17 protein-coding genes are annotated in these 17,229 nt (G+C 34.0%); all 17 read left to right on the top strand.

The features are described 5' to 3' along the window. Positions 1 to 498: hypothetical protein (locus tag NK213_RS16255; protein WP_253351038.1), on the top strand; the 498-nt coding region annotated here is incomplete at its 5' end. 43 nt (positions 499 to 541) lie between these two features. Next, entirely contained in the window at positions 542 to 1,045 is a 504-nt protein-coding gene (locus tag NK213_RS16250) for a hypothetical protein (RefSeq protein ID WP_253351036.1), read from the top strand. Between the two features lie 36 nt (positions 1,046 to 1,081). Beyond that, positions 1,082 to 1,387 carry a hypothetical protein gene (locus NK213_RS16245; protein ID WP_253351033.1) on the top strand — a complete coding sequence of 102 codons (306 nt, stop codon included), beginning with the start codon at positions 1,082 to 1,084 and terminating at the stop codon, positions 1,385 to 1,387. Positions 1,388 to 1,624: 237 nt separating this feature from the next. Further along, the gene (locus NK213_RS16240; RefSeq protein WP_253351031.1) at positions 1,625 to 3,280 is read left to right on the top strand and encodes a 2-oxoacid:acceptor oxidoreductase subunit alpha; all 1,656 of its coding nucleotides are present in this window, start codon (positions 1,625 to 1,627) and stop codon (positions 3,278 to 3,280) included. A gap of 3 nt (positions 3,281 to 3,283) precedes the next feature. After that, the gene (locus tag NK213_RS16235) at positions 3,284 to 4,144 is read left to right on the top strand and encodes a thiamine pyrophosphate-dependent enzyme (protein ID WP_253351030.1); all 861 of its coding nucleotides are present in this window, start codon (positions 3,284 to 3,286) and stop codon (positions 4,142 to 4,144) included. A 206-nt stretch (positions 4,145 to 4,350) separates the two neighbouring features. Further along, a complete protein-coding gene (locus tag NK213_RS20595) occupies positions 4,351 to 4,842 on the top strand; it encodes a septal ring lytic transglycosylase RlpA family protein (RefSeq protein WP_305879863.1) in 492 nt (163 codons plus the stop codon). A gap of 24 nt (positions 4,843 to 4,866) precedes the next feature. Beyond that, entirely contained in the window at positions 4,867 to 5,577 is a 711-nt protein-coding gene (gene fabG, locus NK213_RS16225) for a 3-oxoacyl-ACP reductase FabG (protein WP_253351028.1), read from the top strand. Further along, a complete protein-coding gene (locus tag NK213_RS16220; protein ID WP_253351026.1) occupies positions 5,577 to 6,497 on the top strand; it encodes an EamA family transporter in 921 nt (306 codons plus the stop codon). Before fabG ends, NK213_RS16220 begins: the two co-directional genes overlap by 1 nt. Before the next feature lie 521 nt (positions 6,498 to 7,018). Beyond that, positions 7,019 to 8,272, top strand: a complete 1,254-nt coding sequence (locus NK213_RS16215) for a glycosyltransferase family 4 protein (RefSeq protein ID WP_253351024.1) — start codon at positions 7,019 to 7,021, stop codon at positions 8,270 to 8,272. After that, complete coding sequence (locus NK213_RS16210) at positions 8,175 to 9,194, top strand: glycosyltransferase (RefSeq protein ID WP_253351022.1); 1,020 nt, start codon at positions 8,175 to 8,177, stop codon at positions 9,192 to 9,194. The genes NK213_RS16215 and NK213_RS16210 overlap by 98 nt, the downstream gene beginning before the upstream one ends. 205 nt (positions 9,195 to 9,399) lie before the next feature. After that, on the top strand, positions 9,400 to 9,972 hold the full coding sequence (locus NK213_RS16205; RefSeq protein ID WP_253351020.1) for a DUF4352 domain-containing protein: 573 nt from the start codon (positions 9,400 to 9,402) through the stop codon (positions 9,970 to 9,972). 393 nt (positions 9,973 to 10,365) lie between these two features. Beyond that, on the top strand, positions 10,366 to 11,388 hold the full coding sequence (locus NK213_RS16200) for a LacI family DNA-binding transcriptional regulator (RefSeq protein WP_253351018.1): 1,023 nt from the start codon (positions 10,366 to 10,368) through the stop codon (positions 11,386 to 11,388). Then, entirely contained in the window at positions 11,385 to 12,299 is a 915-nt protein-coding gene (gene rbsK, locus NK213_RS16195; RefSeq protein ID WP_253351016.1) for a ribokinase, read from the top strand. Before NK213_RS16200 ends, rbsK begins: the two co-directional genes overlap by 4 nt. A gap of 23 nt (positions 12,300 to 12,322) precedes the next feature. Beyond that, positions 12,323 to 13,399 carry a BMP family protein gene (locus NK213_RS16190; RefSeq protein WP_253351014.1) on the top strand — a complete coding sequence of 359 codons (1,077 nt, stop codon included), beginning with the start codon at positions 12,323 to 12,325 and terminating at the stop codon, positions 13,397 to 13,399. Positions 13,400 to 13,432: 33 nt separating this feature from the next. Next, positions 13,433 to 14,965, top strand: coding sequence for an ABC transporter ATP-binding protein (locus NK213_RS16185; protein ID WP_253351012.1), 1,533 nt, complete (start codon positions 13,433 to 13,435; stop codon positions 14,963 to 14,965). Continuing rightward, positions 14,949 to 15,980: an ABC transporter permease gene (locus NK213_RS16180; RefSeq protein ID WP_253351004.1), complete on the top strand. Its 1,032-nt coding sequence runs from the start codon at positions 14,949 to 14,951 to the stop codon at positions 15,978 to 15,980. Before NK213_RS16185 ends, NK213_RS16180 begins: the two co-directional genes overlap by 17 nt. A 4-nt stretch (positions 15,981 to 15,984) precedes the next feature. After that, positions 15,985 to 16,914 (top strand): ABC transporter permease, encoded by a 930-nt coding sequence (locus NK213_RS16175; protein ID WP_253351002.1) that lies wholly within the window; start codon positions 15,985 to 15,987, stop codon positions 16,912 to 16,914. Positions 16,915 to 17,229: the final 315 nt, after the last annotated feature.

Below are 17,229 nucleotides of genomic sequence, written 5' to 3'. Positions count from 1 at the left end.
ATAGATAAATCAATATATGAAAAACAAATCTTTTATTATATCAGATTTAATTTACAGACTTTCTTGCACACTCCCTACAGAGAAGCTTTATTTTTAAATAATATTTTATCAATATCAATATATTTTTTTATGATGTTTGGTGATATTTTTCTCTCAAGAATAAAAAGTTTTGTAAAAAGAAATGTTTTTATTTTATTGTCAATTAGTTCTTCAATTTTTATTATAATATCTAAATTTGATATAGAAATTTCATATATAACACAATGCTTATCATTAGTTATTTGTATAGGAACAATTCTTTATAACAAAGAGGATCAAGAAGAAAAAACTGAATGGTTTTATAAAATATTTATTATATTAAGATCTGTTATTATGATGGTTATTGTTATGGCAATAACAGTGTTAATATATTTTAAGACAACAGAAGTTTCTTTAGATGATAATAAGATTATGGAAATTTATTTGAATTATAGAATGAAAGAACTTGAAGAAATTTAATAGAGGTTTAAAATGTTCTATGAAAAAATAGAAAGGTCAAAAAATGAAATATGAAAATAAAAAGATAATTTGTGTAATTTTATTAGGAATAATAATGAAAATAATAAGTTTTTACAAATATAGAGAAGCTCTGTATTTGAGTAGTGTTTTACCTGTATTAATATATTTTTTTATAATATTTGGTGATGTTTTTCTTTCAAGGGTGAAAAAATTCAGGGCAGGAAATATGTTTGTTTTATCATCTATAAGTTTTTCAGTTTTTATTGTGATGTCCAAATTTCATATCGATATAACATATGTATCGCAATGTTCTATGACCGCAATGTGTTTTTTGGCAATATTATTTAATAAAGAGGATAAAAAATATAAAAATATATTCTCTAAAATAATGTACATTTTTGGGGGAATGATAATTTTTATTATTGTTCTTTTTGGAGTAGGCGGTTTACTCAGTTACAAAATAAGTACGCTTTCAGTGAATGGAGAAAAAGTAGAGGAAATTACATTACAAGAACATATAAAAGAATTAATGGAGGAATTAGAATGAATTCTTTTTTAGCAGATTATAAACAGGAGATAATAAATGAGTATAAATAAAATGTATATTATAAACCTCTTTATAAAAATAATTATAGTATTTTTAAATAGATCAGCTTTAAATTTAGGCAAACCTTTGAATATTTTGCTGTATCTTTTAATAGTATTTGAAGAGATAATTTTTGTGTTCATTTTTAAAGATGAGAAAGAAAATTTGGTAAAATACTTTCCTGTCTTTTGGCTGATTTATCTGATAAGTCTATTAAATCCAATATCATTAGAAGGAGTCTCATTTATTGTGTTAATATTATTTTTGGGGAAATTATTTTTAAATGATAAAGAAGAGATTTGATTTTTTATAAATTCTGCCCTATTAAAAATAAAAAAATCACAAAGAAAAAAAGCTATAAAAATTTTCTTATACAAACACCGAAAATAAAGCCTTTGAAAAATTGTCTGATAAAAACATTAAGGAAAAATACAGAATAAAAGCAATAAAATAAAAACAAAGCTTGATTTTTTCTGAAAAAAATTATATATTATTATTTGTAGAGTAAAATGAAAAATATTTTATGGAGGTGTAACTCTAATGGATGAAATCTCAATTGTCCTATCGGGAGAAGCTGGAAAAGGCTTGAAAACGGTAGAAGAGATGGTTACTAAAATATTAGCTCAAGACGGATATAATGTATATGCGTTTAAAGAGATTATGTCAAGAGTAAGGGGCGGAAATAATACAACTCAGATAAGGGTATCCAATTCATATATTGGTTCATATGTTAATAAAACAGATTTCTTATTTGTATTTAATCCTAATGCATTATATAGACTTGAAGACAGAATCCAGAAAGAAACAGTCATAATCGGTCCGAAATCATTTTTCAAAGAAGAGGATTTTGGAAAGTATAATATAAAAGAAACAGAATTTTTACGGCTGGCAAGTGAGGTAGGAAACCCTATTTATTCCAATACAATTGTAATGGGAATGATTCTGGGAATGCTGAACGCCACAAAAGAAGAAGTCTATAAGGCGCTTAATGAAAAATTTGCCAGAAAAGGCGAAAAGCTGGTTCAGGAAAATATAGCAGCTTTTGAAAAAGGTTATGCTCTTGGTGAAGAGTATAAACTGGATTTGAAAAAAGGAAATCCGCAGAAACATATTTCGGGGAATGAAGCTGTAACATATGGAGCCGCAGCAGGCGGAATGAACTTCGTAGCAGCATACCCCATGTCTCCGGGAACTGATGTGGTAATGCTCGCAGCACAATGGGAGAAAGAATTCGGAATAATAGTAGAACAGGCTGAAGATGAAATAGCAGCGGTGAATATGGTACTTGGTGCATGGTATGCAGGAGCAAGGGCATTGACTTCTACTTCCGGAGGAGGATTTGCACTGATGGAAGAAGCAATAAGCATGTCTGGTATCGGAGAACTTCCTCTTGTAATTCATAATGCCATGAGACCCGGACCGGGAACAGGACTGCCTACAAGGACAGAACAGGGAGACCTGAATCTGGCAATGTATGCAGGACACGGTGATTTCCCGCGTGTTCTTCTTGCGCCTACATCTCTTGAAAGCGGTGTGGAGCTGGGACAGAAAGCCTTTAATATAGCTGATAAATATCAGGTGCCGGTAATAATATTAAGTGATGCACATTATTTGTCGCAGTCTTTGAATCTGGGAAAAGTAAATCTCGAAGAAAATGAATATCATGTTGTGGAAAGCGCCGGAGATTATAAGAGATATCAGTATACAGAATCTGGAATATCTCCGAGATCTGTGCCGGGTTATGGAGAAGGACTTGTAAAAGTAGATTCTGACGAACATACAGAAGAAGGACTGATTACAGAAGATTTTGATGTCAGAGTAAAAATGATGGATAAAAGAATGAAAAAGCTGGATAAATATGTCGATATAGAACCGGAATTAATAGGAAACCCGGATTATGAAACACTTATAGTAGGATGGGGTTCTACATACGGGGCAGTGAAAGAAGCGCTTCTGAAAATCGGGAATGAAAAAACAGCATTTTTAAGTTTCAAACAGGTATTCCCATTGCCAAAATCTACAAAAGACTATCTGGATAAAGCTAAAAAGCTTATTTTGATTGAAAATAATGCAGTAGGGCATTTTGGTGATCTGATAAAGCTGAAAACCGGAGTAGAGTTTCATAAAAAAGTTTTGAAATATAATGGTCTGCCTTTTAATATAGAGGAATTAATCCAAGAGATAGGAGAGTATTAAATTATGGAAGATAAATTCAAAATTGCAAAAAATGAAGATATAGCATGGTGTCCGGGATGCGGGAATTTTTCTTTGCTGAGAATAATACAGAGTGCATTAAAGGAATTGGATATGGATCCTAAAAATACCGTAATCTCATCTGGAATAGGGCAGGCTGCAAAAATGCCGCAGTATATAGACCTGAATTTTTATAACGGACTTCACGGGAGAGGACTTCCTGTGGCAGTAGCAATAAAAATGGCAAATCCTAACCTGAACGTAATTGCAGAAGGCGGGGACGGAGATATGTACGGAGAAGGCGGAAACCACTTTATACATAATGTAAGAAGAAATCCTGACATTGTTCATTTGGTACATGATAATCAGGTATACGGACTTACAAAAGGACAGGGTTCTCCTACGAGTTCAATAGGTCAGAAAACAAGTCTTCAGCTGAACGGGGTTACATCTATTCCGTTTAATCCTATAGCAGTAGCAATAAGTCTGGGAGCTACATTTGTGGCAAAAGCTTTTACAGGAGATATGGCCGGGACAAAAGAGATCATAAAAGCCGCAATACAGCACAAAGGATACGCTCTGGTAGACATTTTTGACCCATGTCCGAGTTTCAATAAAACGAACACATTTAAATGGTATCAGGAGCATACATACAAGCTTACGGATCACGATCCTACAGACAGGGAAAAAGCATTGAAACTGGCTTTTGACGACCATGAAAAAGAAATGTTCGGTTTGGGAATAATATACAAAAGAGAAAATGTTCCTACTCAGGAAGAAAACATGTGGTTTTATAAAGATTCCAGAAAACCTCTGTATGAGCGAAAAGCAGTAGTGGACAAGGTTTTACACAAACTCGGAATGTGATTAATACAAAAATTAACTAAAATTAATAAAATAATAATAGCATTTATTCAATAAGTGTAGTATAATCATTTTAGATCGTAAGATCTGAAACCTCAATTAACCCCCCCTTTTATTAGAGTCCGCTTTATGCGGACTCTATTAATTTTGATTTTTTTCAATAATGTGATATAATTCTAGCAACCAAAAAAATTGGAGGTTTTTGTTTTATGAAAAAGGCACTAATTTTACTTGTGGTACTAATGGGGACAATAACTTATACAGAAAGTACAACGGGTAAAAAAAGTAACAATGTAAATGACGCGGCTGATAAAATAAGAGAGAGCGTAATATTACCGCAGTTCTTTGAAGAGGCTAAAAGTTTACCGGATAAAAATACAGCAGAGGCAGCACAGGCAGAAAATCTGGAGTATTATGAAACTGGTAAGGCATCATTTTACGGAGGGAAGTGGCACGGAAGAAAAACAGCTAATGGTGAGATTTTCGATACGTATACCATGACAGCAGCACACAAAACTTTACCGTTTGGGACAAAAGTAAAGGTGACAAACCTGAATAACGGTAAATCAGTAGTAGTTAGAATAAACAACAGGGGGCCTTATGTAAAGGGCAGAGTTATCGACCTGAGTACTGCTGCGTTTTCGGCTATTGAAAATCCAAATACTGGAGTAACTTCAGTAAAATTAGAAATTATAAAATAGTGATTATGAAGAAAGGTGGTTAAATTGCTACAGGGAAAAATAGCCTTAGTTACAGGCGGATCTAGAGGAATAGGAAAAGACATAGTATTAAAATATGCTAACAACGGAGCAACGGTAATTTCCGGAGATCTGATTGATCCGGATTATACACATGAGAATGTGAGTTTCATTAAGCTTAACGTTACTGACAGGGAGAACATAAAAGAAGCAGCTGCAAATATAAAAGCACAGTATGGAAAATTAGATATATTAGTAAATAATGCCGGAGTTACAAGAGACGCCATATTAATGAAAATGAAGGAGGAAGACTGGGATCTTGTTGTGGATATAAACCTTAAAGGTGTTTATAACATGACACAGGGATTTATCTCACTTCTTCTGAAAAGCGGAAACGCAAGTATAATAAACATGGCTTCAGTAGTAGGTCTTGACGGGAATGCAGGACAAACTAACTATTCTGCCACTAAAGGCGGAGTTATAGCCATGGCAAAGACTTGGGCGAAAGAATTCGGTAAAAAAAACGTAAGATCAAATGCAATTGCACCAGGATTTATAAAAACTGACATGACACATGTACTTCCGGAACAGGTTATAGAATCTGTTTTGGCAAATACTCCATTGCGTTCAATGGGAGAATCTGAAGATGTATCGAATGCTGCTTTATTTTTAGCCAGTGATATGTCGAAATTTATTACAGGACAGGTAATAAGAGTAGACGGAGGATTAAACTTATAGTGTCAAAAGTTAAAAATACAAGAGCTGTTGCCGCGTTGGGCGCTTTCATAAGTTCCTTTCTGTGGTCAACGGCTTTTGTAGCAATTAAAATAGGGTACAGATACTACAGTGGTCAGTTTACTTTCGCAGGAATAAGATTTTTTATTGCCGGTGTTATATTGTTAATATTTTCATTTAAATATATAAAGATGTTTTTTAGTAATTTTAAGGTATTGTTTATAATAGGTTTTTTTCAGATATTTATAGGTTATGCGGTATTTTATACTGCGTTGAAATATATTGATGCCACGGTATCTTCCATAATTGTGGGAGGCAGTCCCGTGACTACGGCTCTTGTCTCACATATAGTATTGAAAGATGACAAGCTGAATAAAAATAAGATAATCAGTCTGATACTGGGATTCTTGGGGATATTTGTAGTGGTAATAGGCAAAGCATCAGGCGGAGACAGTGCAGCTCACAATCCTTTTTTTATAACTTTGGTGAGTGCATTTTTATTAATACTCAATCAGGTTATAAATGCTCTGGTAAATATATATGTAGCTAAAAAATCACTTGGAGTAAATCCTGTTATTATAAACGGTGGTCAGCTTTTTATAGGTGGCGGACTACTGATATTACTGGGGACAATAGCAGGAGAAGAACAGAATTTTATGCAGTTTGAGACACCGCTGCTGCTGGCTATAGGATGGCTGGTTATAGTTTCTACATTTGCGTTTACTATCTGGTATTCGATTCTTCAGAAGAAGCTTATGACAGTGTCAGAACTGAATATATGGAAGTTCATAACACCTGTGAGCGGAGCAATTCTTGCTTTTTTACTTCTAAAGGAAATACCTAATATTTATACAATAGCAGGTTTATTACTGGTAGTATTATCTTTGTTTTTTAACTCAAAAAAACAGAAAGTTTCAGGATAACAGGAAAAAAATATGAAATAAAAAGTATTATTCAGATAAAAATGACGGCTTATTAAATTAAAAAAAGCCGTTTTTTATTTTATAAAATAAAAAAAATTAAATTTTTTGGCAATAATAATCTAATAATAATATTTTGTGAAATTTTATCCGTATATTATGCCGGAGTTTTTATAGGGACCATTTTCATAAGTAAATATTGCAGTTATACAAAAAATTCATAGAAACATATAATAAAATCAATTGTTTAGAAAATGTGAATGTGATATAATACGACTGTACACTCTGAATACATACAGGTGTGTTCTGGAAAAAACAGCGGATGAAATATTCATTTTGCGGTAATTTTGGTCACCTTTAAAAGGCTTTTGCAGAACAGATGTTTTTTAAAGAGATCAAAATACGTTTTTTTAAATAAAAAATAATGAAAAATGTATATTTAGCAAGAAGTAAATTATTTTGACATTTTTTTGCTTTTTTAATATCATAATAGTATAAACAATTTATTTTTAAGGTGGATAAGAATGAAAATAGGGATTTTTACCGATACATACAAGCCGCAGGTAAACGGAGTAGTGACTTCTATCACTGTATTAGAAAGAGAGCTCAGAAAAAAGGGGCATAAAGTTTACATTATAACAACTTCGGATCCGGAAGTACACTATCCGGAAAGTAATGTTCTGAGACTTCCGAGTCTTGTTTTCAAACCTGCTCCACAATACAGGCTTGGAATGATTTATTCTAACAGAGTAATCAATAAAATAAAAAAACTGAATCTTGATATTATCCATTCACAGACAGAATGGGGTGTAGGAACATTTTCAAGGTTTGCATCCAAAAGGCTTAATGTTCCTTTGGTTCATACATATCATACGCTGTATGAATACTATACTCATTATGTGACTAAAGGGCACTTTAAGAAGCAGGCACGTAAGCTCGCACAGAGAATAAGCAGATTTTACTGTGATATGTGTGATTCTCTTGTGGTACCCACCGAAAAAGTGGAGAAAATAATAAAATCCTACGGTGTAGAAAAAGATATGTACGTAATACCCACAGGAATAGATATAGAGCGGTTTTACAGAAAAAATTATACAGATGAAGAAAGACAAGAGTTAAGACATCAGTATGGCATAAAAGATGACGAATTTTTATGTGTTTACATTGGAAGAGTCGCTAAAGAAAAGAGTATAGATTATCTTATAGAGTCATTTGCTAAAATAGATGATGAAAAGATGAAGCTGCTGATAATAGGAAAAGGACCCGATCTGGAAGATTTTAAGGTTTTTGCAGAACAGTTTAACTTTGGTGACAGGGTTATTTTTTCAGGTGAGATTCCATATGAAAAAATACCTATATACTATCAGATTGGTGATATATTTCTGAATGCAAGTATTTCCGAAACACAGGGACTTACTTTTCTTGAAGCTATGGCTGCGGAATTAGTAGTTAGTGCGAGATTTGATGAAAATCTAGAGAAATTAATAACTGAAAAAAAAGCAGGGTTACTGTATAAAGACACAGATGAGTTTTTGGAAAATATTAAGACGATAAAAGCAGATAAAGAGCTGGTAAAGGAATTAAAGAAAAATGCTTTGGAAATCTCAAAAGAATTCTCGGCAGAGGCTTTTGGAGACAGTATAGAAAAAGTGTATTATGATACAATAAAGGAGTTTAAAAATGGCAAAAATTTTACTTTTTTCGGAGGGAAAAAATTTATTCAGCAAATCAGGCGTTGGAAAGGCTTTAGAGCACCAAAAAAAGGCCCTTGGTCTTAATGGAGTGGACTACACTCTTGATCCAAATGATGATTATGATATAGCACATATAAATACAATCGGGCTTGCTTCATGGAAAGTGCTGAGAAGTGCCAAAAAAAAGAAAAAACCTGTAGTCTATCATACACACACTACATCGGAAGATTTTCGCGGGAGCATAAAGTTCAGCAATCAGCTGTCATGTGTGATAAAATTATGGGCTAAAAAGCTTTATAACAGCGCAGATTACCTTATATCACCTACTAACTATACAAAGAACCTTATCTCCTCAAAGTATGTGTCAGATAAGGAAATAAGAGTAATATCAAATGGTGTGGATATAAAACGTTTTAGCAAAAATGAAGAACTGGGGGAAAAATTCAGGAAAGAATTTGGCTTTGGTGATAATGACATAATAATAATGTCAGCAGGGCTTCCTTTTCAGAGAAAAGGGGTACTTGATCTTGTGGAAATAGCAAAGGAAAATCCTGAGTATAAATTTATCTGGTTTGGAGCCTCAAGTATAAAAAATATACTGCCTAAGAAAGTAAAAAATATCATAGAAAATCCACCGGCAAATGTGATCTTTCCCGGCTTTGTAGATGAGGAAATTTTGCTCGGTGCATACAGCTCGGCGAATCTGTTCTTTTTTCCTACATATGAGGAAAATGAAGGAATAGTGGTTTTGGAGGCACTATCTATGAGACTGCCTGCACTTTTGAGAGACATACCGGTTTATTCAGACTGGCTGAAAAACAGAAAAACATGTTTCAAAGGGAGTAATAACACAGAATTCACGGAACAGATAGAATATATTGTAAATAACAATACTTCCGTTGTAACAGAGGAAGCCTATGAACTGGCTGAGGAAAGAGAGCTTTCCAAAATTGGAGTGAAATATAAAGAGTATTATGATTATATATTAGCAAAAAAAGAAAATTAGTTTGAAAACAAGATTTTTATGAAATCTTGTTTTTTTGATATAAAAATATTAATTAATTTTATTATTAATCAATTGTAAAAATACTAAAAGAATGATATAATAAATCTAATTTTTACATTTAAATAAATAAATGTAAATTTAAAAATATAAGTATAATAAAATAATACAGATTTATACTAAAAAACAAAAATTTAAGGAGGAAAATATGAAAAAAATTGGTTTAATTTTAGGAATAATAATATTTGTAGTTTTAGCAGTAGGAAGTGTAGGGGGAAGTTCAAGCAGCTCAAGTACATCCGGTAGTTCTTCAAAAAGTTCCGAGAAATCTAGTGTATCATCTGTTGATTCTGCAAAAAAGGAAAAAACAGAAAAGCCTGTAGAAATGGGGAAAATTGGGGAAGCATATGTAACAAACCATTTTGAGGTAACAGTAAGCAAGATTCAAACAGTAGATTCATTAAAAGTAGATACATTTACATCTTTAGATAAAGAAGAAGGAGTAAAATATCTTATTATAACTGTAAGCGCCAAAAATATAGCAAATGAAAGCAAATCACTGATTAGTGCAGGAAAAGTTATTTTAGGTGACGGAGAAGATAAAATCCAGATAACTAGTGATGAAACAATGCTGTCAGAGGGTTATGGAGCATTTTTGGAAGGAGTGAATCCTAAACTGACGAAGAAAACAAAGCTGGTATATAAAATACCTGCCGACTATGCTGATAAATCTATAGTCTGGGATGCTTTCGGAAGTAATAAATACATAAAAGTTCAATAAATGTGAAAAACACCGAAAGGTGTTTTTTATTTTCAAAAATAATATTATAAATTACAAAATAAAGATTTTTTGTTAGGAGTGAATACAGCAAAAATGTTGTGAAAATTAAACTGATAATACAGATATATTTGTAATGCATATTTATTTTTTATCAATCGATATATATTATATAATTTTACATTTTAGAATTTTCAAGGTATCTTTGTAGTGAAAATTCAAGACACTTTTAATTCTGCAATCTTATCTGCTAAATAGCAAAAAAATTCATACAAAAACACAATTTATTAACATAATTTTTTTTTAAGAAAATAATGTAACCGATTCCAAAAAACAAAAAAACAAAGAATTTTTCAGACGGTGAGAAAATGTAACCGTTTCCAAAAAGGTGGTTTTATGAAAATAACAGACATAGCAAAGTTATCGGGAGTATCAAAAGCAACAGTATCAAGGGTATTAAACAACAGCCCTGACGTAAAGGAAGAAACACGCGAAAAGATAATGAAAATTATTGAGAAGAATAATTATTACCCTAATGCAATAGCAAGAAATCTCTCAAAAAGGGAAAATAACTCTATAGGTGTTATTATTCCTGATATAAGCAACCCGTTTTTCGCAAAAATAGTAGATAAAATATCAATCGAAGCAGAAAAAAAAGGTCTGAATGTACTGCTATGCAACTCAGGAGAGGAATTTAAAAATCAGGAAAAATTTATAAAAACACTGATTGAGCAGAGAATTAAAGGAATTATACTAATTGCAACAAGGGAGACTTATCCCAGAAGTGATTTTTTGAAAGAATATATGAAAGAAATTCCTGTTATTATACTGGACAGAGGGCTTAAAATAGATCTTCCCAGTGTCTTAATGCCGAATTTTGAGCTGGCATATAATGCGACGAAACTTTTTATAGAAAGCGGACATAAAGAAATAGCCATAATCACAGGGCCGTTAACAGAAAAGACATCCACTGACAGACTGGAAGGGTATAAAAAGGCACTTCTTGACAACAAACTGAAAGTAAAGAAAGAAAATATATTTTATGGTGACTTTAACGTGGAAAGCGGCTATAAGATGACAAAAGAAATACTAAAAAATACAGACATAACAGGTGTATTCGTATCAAATAACCTTATGACAATAGGACTTTTGAAAGCTGTGCGTGAATCAGGACACAGAATACCTGATGATATAAGCGTGTTTTCATTTGAGGAAATAGAATGGGGAGAATACTTCGGACTTGAAATTTCTGCATATAAAATACCGTTTGAGCTTATGGGGCAGAAAGCGGTAGAAATACTTTTCAGAAAAATAGAGGACAAAAATTTTAACCAGAAAATAGAGGTGGATTTAGAAAGGGCTACAAATCAAAAGTTGAGTATAAAGAATCTTAGTGGGAAGGAGGCTGGAAAAAAGTGAAACAAATTCTGGTAATAGGAAGCTTAAACATGGATTTGGTAGTAAAGGTGGAAAAGCTGCCAAAACTCGGGGAAACAATATTAGGCGAGACATTATACGAAAATCCCGGGGGAAAAGGAGCCAATCAGGCTGTAGCAGCGGCAAAGCTGGGCGGTAATGTAAGTATGATCGGGAAGCTGGGAAATGACAATTACGGGGAACAGTTACTTCTGAACCTGAAAAATAATAATATCAAAACAGAAGGAATCATAAGATGCAGTGATATCACAGGTACAGCTGTTATAGAAGTAGATAATGACGGAAATAACAGTATTGTGGTAATTCCCGGAAGCAATTCAAAGCTTTCAAAGGAAGATTTAGATTCTGCGGCTGAATTATTGGATAAAGCTGATATAGTAATATTGCAGCAGGAAATTCCTATAAATACAGTGGAATATGCACTGGAGCAGGCAGCCAAAAGAGGGAAGATAACAATATTAAACCCTGCCCCTGCAGTGGAAATAAGTGACAAAATCCTGGATGCAACAGATTTTCTGATACTAAATGAAACAGAACTTGAGATCGTATCAGGAAAGGAAAGTATACCTGAAACAGAATATATTCATGCAATAAAAAAACTAAGAAACAAAGGAGCAAAAAATATTATACTGACTCTGGGTGAGAAAGGAGGTATGTACACAGAGGGAGAGGAAACAAGAGAGTATAAAGCCATGAAAGTAAAAGCTGTAGATACTACAGCAGCAGGCGACTCTTTTATAGGAGCTTTTGCACTAAAGCTCGCACAAGATGCAAGTGTATCAGATGCTCTTGAATTTGCCGTGGGTGTTTCTGCACTGACAGTAACAAGAAGCGGCGCACAACAATCATTGCCTACACAAGAAGAATTAGAATTGTTTTTAAAATCTAAATAAAGTTTATTTTTTGGAGGTAAGAAATGAAAGTAAAAAGTTTTATGAGAGTTTTTACGATGTTATTGGTATTTTTAATGGTAATAAGCTGCGGCGGTGACAAGAAAGAAGGAGACCAGGCAGCAGAAGGAACAAAGGAAAGCGGAAAGAAAAAAATAAGAATAGCAATAGTACATGCGGGATTCTTGGGAGATAAATCTTTTAATGATTCTGCGAATGAGGGAATAAAAAAAGCAATGGCTGAGTATGATATAGAAGTAAAAACACTGGAATCAAAAGTACCGTCTGACTGGGAAACAAATGTGGTTTCTATGGCTTCGGAAGGATACGATCTGGTAATAGGTAATTCGAGCCAGTTTCAGGATATTATAAAAAAACATGCTCCTGAATTTCCTAATGTAAAGTTTGCAATTATAGATACAGTGGTAAATGAACCAAATGTAATGTCTGTAGTATTCGCACAAAATGAAGGATCGTTCCTTGCAGGTGCAGCTGCCGCATTATTCACACAAAAAACAGATATTCCAAATGTAAATCCTGAGAAAACAATAGGATGGGTCGGAGGAATGGATATTCCGGTACTTCAGGACTTCCTGACTGGATATAAACAAGGGGCTGCGTATATTGATCCTGAAACAAAGGTATTAGTATCATTCGCAGGAACTTTCAATGATCCTCTGAAAGGGAAAGAACTTGCTCTTGCACAGTACAGCCAAGGTGCCGACATAATAATGAACGTAGCTTCGAACACTGGAAACGGAGTATTGGAAGCTGCAAAAGATTCAAACAAGTATGCAATTGGTGTAGATATTAATCAGGATGATATTTATCCGGGATTCATATTTACTTCTATGCTGAAAAGAGTAGATGTAGGAACATATGAAGTAATCAAGTCAGTAGTGGAAGATAAATTCAAAGGCGGAGAAATCTTGAAAATGGATGTTGCCAACGGCGGAATAGGTCTTACAGACATGTCAGTAATGAAACAGGCTCTTGGCGATAAATTCCCGGAAGATATACTTACAAGAATTGGTGAATTAACTGAAAAAATAAAATCAGGAGAAATAAAAGTAGAATCTTATCCTGGATTTAAATTTGAATAATATTCCTCAAAAAAGAACAGGAGGAAAAAGGAATTGAAAAAGCAGATTGTATTAATGAAAGACATAGAAAAAAGATTCGGTAATATTTCAGCAATAAAAAACGGATTTTTCGATTTGTATGAAGGTGAAATACATTCACTGATAGGTGAAAACGGAGCCGGAAAATCCACTATGATGAAAATTTTATACGGTCTCTATCCTAAAGACGGGGGAATACTCGAAGTACGAGGAAAAGCTTATGAAGATTATTCTACCAAAACAGCAATAGAACTCGGGATAGGAATGGTGCATCAGGAATTTATGCTGGTCAAGGAAATGACTGTTCTGGAAAATATAATACTTGGTTTTGAGCCAAAAAAAACAATGGACAGAATTGATTTCGCCAAAGCAAAGGAAGCAATAGAGGAGTATATAGAAAAATATAAACTTGATGTGCAGGTAAATAAAAAAATTCAGGATATATCAGTGGGAGAAGCACAAAGGGTAGAAATAATAAAAACTCTGTACAGAGGTGTGGATATTCTTATCCTCGATGAACCTACAGCAGTTCTGACGCCACAGGAAACTGAAAAACTCTTTGTGATTCTGGAAAATCTGAAGAAAAACGGAAAGTCCATAATTTTTATTTCACATAAACTGAATGAAGTAATGAAAATCAGTGACAGAATTACTGTTATGAGACAAAGTAAGCATATAAACACTGTTTCCAAAAATGACACTAACCCTGTAGAGCTGGCTAAAATGATGGTTGGCCGTGAAGTTTTTCTGAATATAGAAAAAACAAAGCCGCAAGTAGAGGAAACACTGCTGAAAGTGGATGATATCTATGTATCCAGTGAAAGAGAGCTTGCTAAAATCAGAGGTATTTCATTTGAGGTAAAAAGAGGAGAAATAGTAGGAATAGCCGGAGTAGACGGAAATGGACAGAGTGAACTGATAGAAGCCATAACAGGTATAAGAGAAGTAGAAAAAGGAAACATATCATTTAAAGGTAAAGATATAAAAAATAAAACAGTAAAAACTATTCGTGATGCAGGGATATCACACATTCCCGAAGACAGAAACAAAAGAGGTCTTAACAGGGATATGAATATAGAAGAAAATCTTGTTGCTACAAGATTTTACAAAAAAGAATTTTCTGGAAAAGTTCTGTTGGATTATAAAAAAATAAGAAATTATGCTGTAGAAGCAATAAAGAAATTTGATATACGTCCGGATAATCCCGAAATAAGCACAAAAAGTCTGTCAGGAGGAAATGCACAGAAAATAATTGTAGCAAGGGAACTGGGAAGCGAGTCTGATCTTCTTATTGCGTCACAGCCTACAAGAGGAATAGATATAGGTTCTATAGAGTTTATCAGAAAAAGTATAAATGAATATAAAAGTAAAGGGAAAGGAATTTTACTGGTTTCGGCCGAACTGGAAGAGGTAATGTCCCTATCTGACAGAATAATAGTAATGTATGAAGGCGGAATTGCAGGAATTCTCAGCGCAGAAGAAGCTACAGAGGAGAACGTAGGATTTCTAATGACAGGAGGAAATAAGGCTCATGAATATGAAAAATAAGTATATAAATATATTTATCTCCATTATTGTATGTATGTTTTTAAGCGGTATAATTATAGCCATAATGGGAGAAGATCCTGTCGAAGCATATATTCAGCTGTTCAGAGGGGCATTCGTCGGAAATTTTAATCTGGGTTCGACTCTGGAAAAATTTGTTCCTCTGTTACTTACAGGTCTTGCATTTATTGTGGGAGCCAAAGTAGGAGTATTTAACGTAGGAGTAGAAGGTGAACTCTATCTCGGGGCGGTAACTGCCGCCTGGGTAGGGTACAGTCTGAAAGGAATGCCAAGTGTACTGCACATAATTCTGTGTTTTGCAGCTGCGATGATCGTGGGAGCTGCGTGGGCATTTATACCTGCGTATCTAAAAGCATATTTTAGCGTAAATGAAGTTTGTGTAACTATCCTTATGAATTATGTGGCTATTTATATAACTTCTTATTTGGTAAACTATCCGCTGTCAGGTCATACAGGTATTTCACAAACTCCGCCGATTGAAAAATCAGCTTCTCTGCTGAGAATATTAAAACCCAGCAGGGCAAATATAGGTTTATTCGTAGCAATAGGCGTGTGTATCCTTATATACTTTATTATAAGAAAAACCAAGCTTGGCTTCGAAATGAGAAATACAGGAAGCAATCCGTTTTTCGCTGAGTATACAGGGGTAAGACCAAAAAAAGTTATGATAATAGGTATGCTGATGAGTGGAGCTATAGGAGGACTTGCAGGAGCAATAGAGGTAATGGGGATTTACGGAGTATTTTTGGATAACTTCTCATTGAATATAGCAGGAGACGGTATGCTTGCGGCACTGATAGCAAAGGGAAGTCTCGCGGCACTGCCGGTTTTAAGTCTGTTTATAGCAGCACTGAAGAGCGGATCTCTGGGAATGGAAAGGTACACAGGAGTGCCGAAGTCTCTGATAGATGTATTGATAGCATTGTTTATACTGCTTGCCACAATGGATACTTTGTTTGGTTTTATAAAAAGCAGGAAAAAAAAGAATAAGGAGTAGAAAAATGAAAGGATTAACTTCTATAATAGATTATTCAATAATACATGCCACAATAAGAGCTTCCACTCCTATACTGCTTGCAGCCTTTTCGGCGGTAATAACCCAGCAGGCAAACATACTGAATGTAGGTGTGGAAGGAATAATGCTGATGAGTGCTTTTATGGCAGTGTATGTAAGTTTTCTCACAGGGAGCTGGATACTTGCAGTTTTGGCTGCAGTAGTAGTAGGTCTTTTAGTGGCTGTAATAATAGGACTGGCTCATTTGAAATATAAAGGTGATATATTCGCCGTAGGTATGACTGTAAATCTTTTGGTACTTGCTTTGACAAGATTTTTATTACAAAAACTTCTAAAAGCTTCAGGAAGTTTTTATTCGGCGGAAATAGCGCCGATGCCAAAGATACATTTTGCCTTTTTGGAGAAATCACCTGTATTAAATAGTATTTTTAATAATTACTCACTAATGGAGATTCTTGTTGTTCCAATTGTTTTACTAATGTGGTTTGTGTTGTATAAAACAATATGGGGATTAAGGACAAGAAGTATAGGATTGAATGAAGAAGCCGCGGAAACTGCGGGAATTAATACATACAGAAGAAAGTTTCAGGTAATACTTTTGTCAGGGGTAATAGGAGGACTTGCGGGAGCACATTTGTCCCTTGGTTATTCCAATATGTTTGTGGAAAATATGACTAATGGTAGAGGGTTTATGGGAGTGGCAGCGATGTTTTTCGGAAATGCCAATCCGATATTTACTACTGTGGGGTGCTTTATCTTTGGTTTCGCTGATTCTATAGGGGCGAGGCTGCAGGCTTACGGGTTTCCGTCGCAGTTTGTACTTATGATACCTTATCTTTCTACGGTAATTATACTGGCAATTTCTATAATAAGTAAGCAGAGAAAGAGTAAGAAGATGAAGAGTGCGCTGAATTGATGGGTTTTAATGAGATTGGAGAAATTCTGGTAGTAAACCAAACTCTAGCACTTTGATCAATTCACGCTTGTACTGGTATTCTAAAGTAGCGAGTACAGGGGTTTTGATAATGTAAGGTATCGGTTATTTGGGTTTCAATGTAAGTAAAACTCTAGCACTCTGATTAATTCACGCTTGTACTGAGATTTTAAAGTAGCGAGTACAAGGGATTTGATAATGTAAGGTATCGGTTATTTGAGTTTCAATGTAAGTAAAACTCTAGCACTCTGATTAATTCACGCTTGTACTGAGATTTTAAAGTAGCGAGTACAAGGG

The organism is Sebaldella sp. S0638 (assembly GCF_024158605.1).
Classification (GTDB): Bacteria; Fusobacteriota; Fusobacteriia; order Fusobacteriales; family Leptotrichiaceae; genus Sebaldella.
Note: the sequence above shows the minus strand (reverse complement) of the source record. Positions and strands in the feature narration are given on the sequence as shown.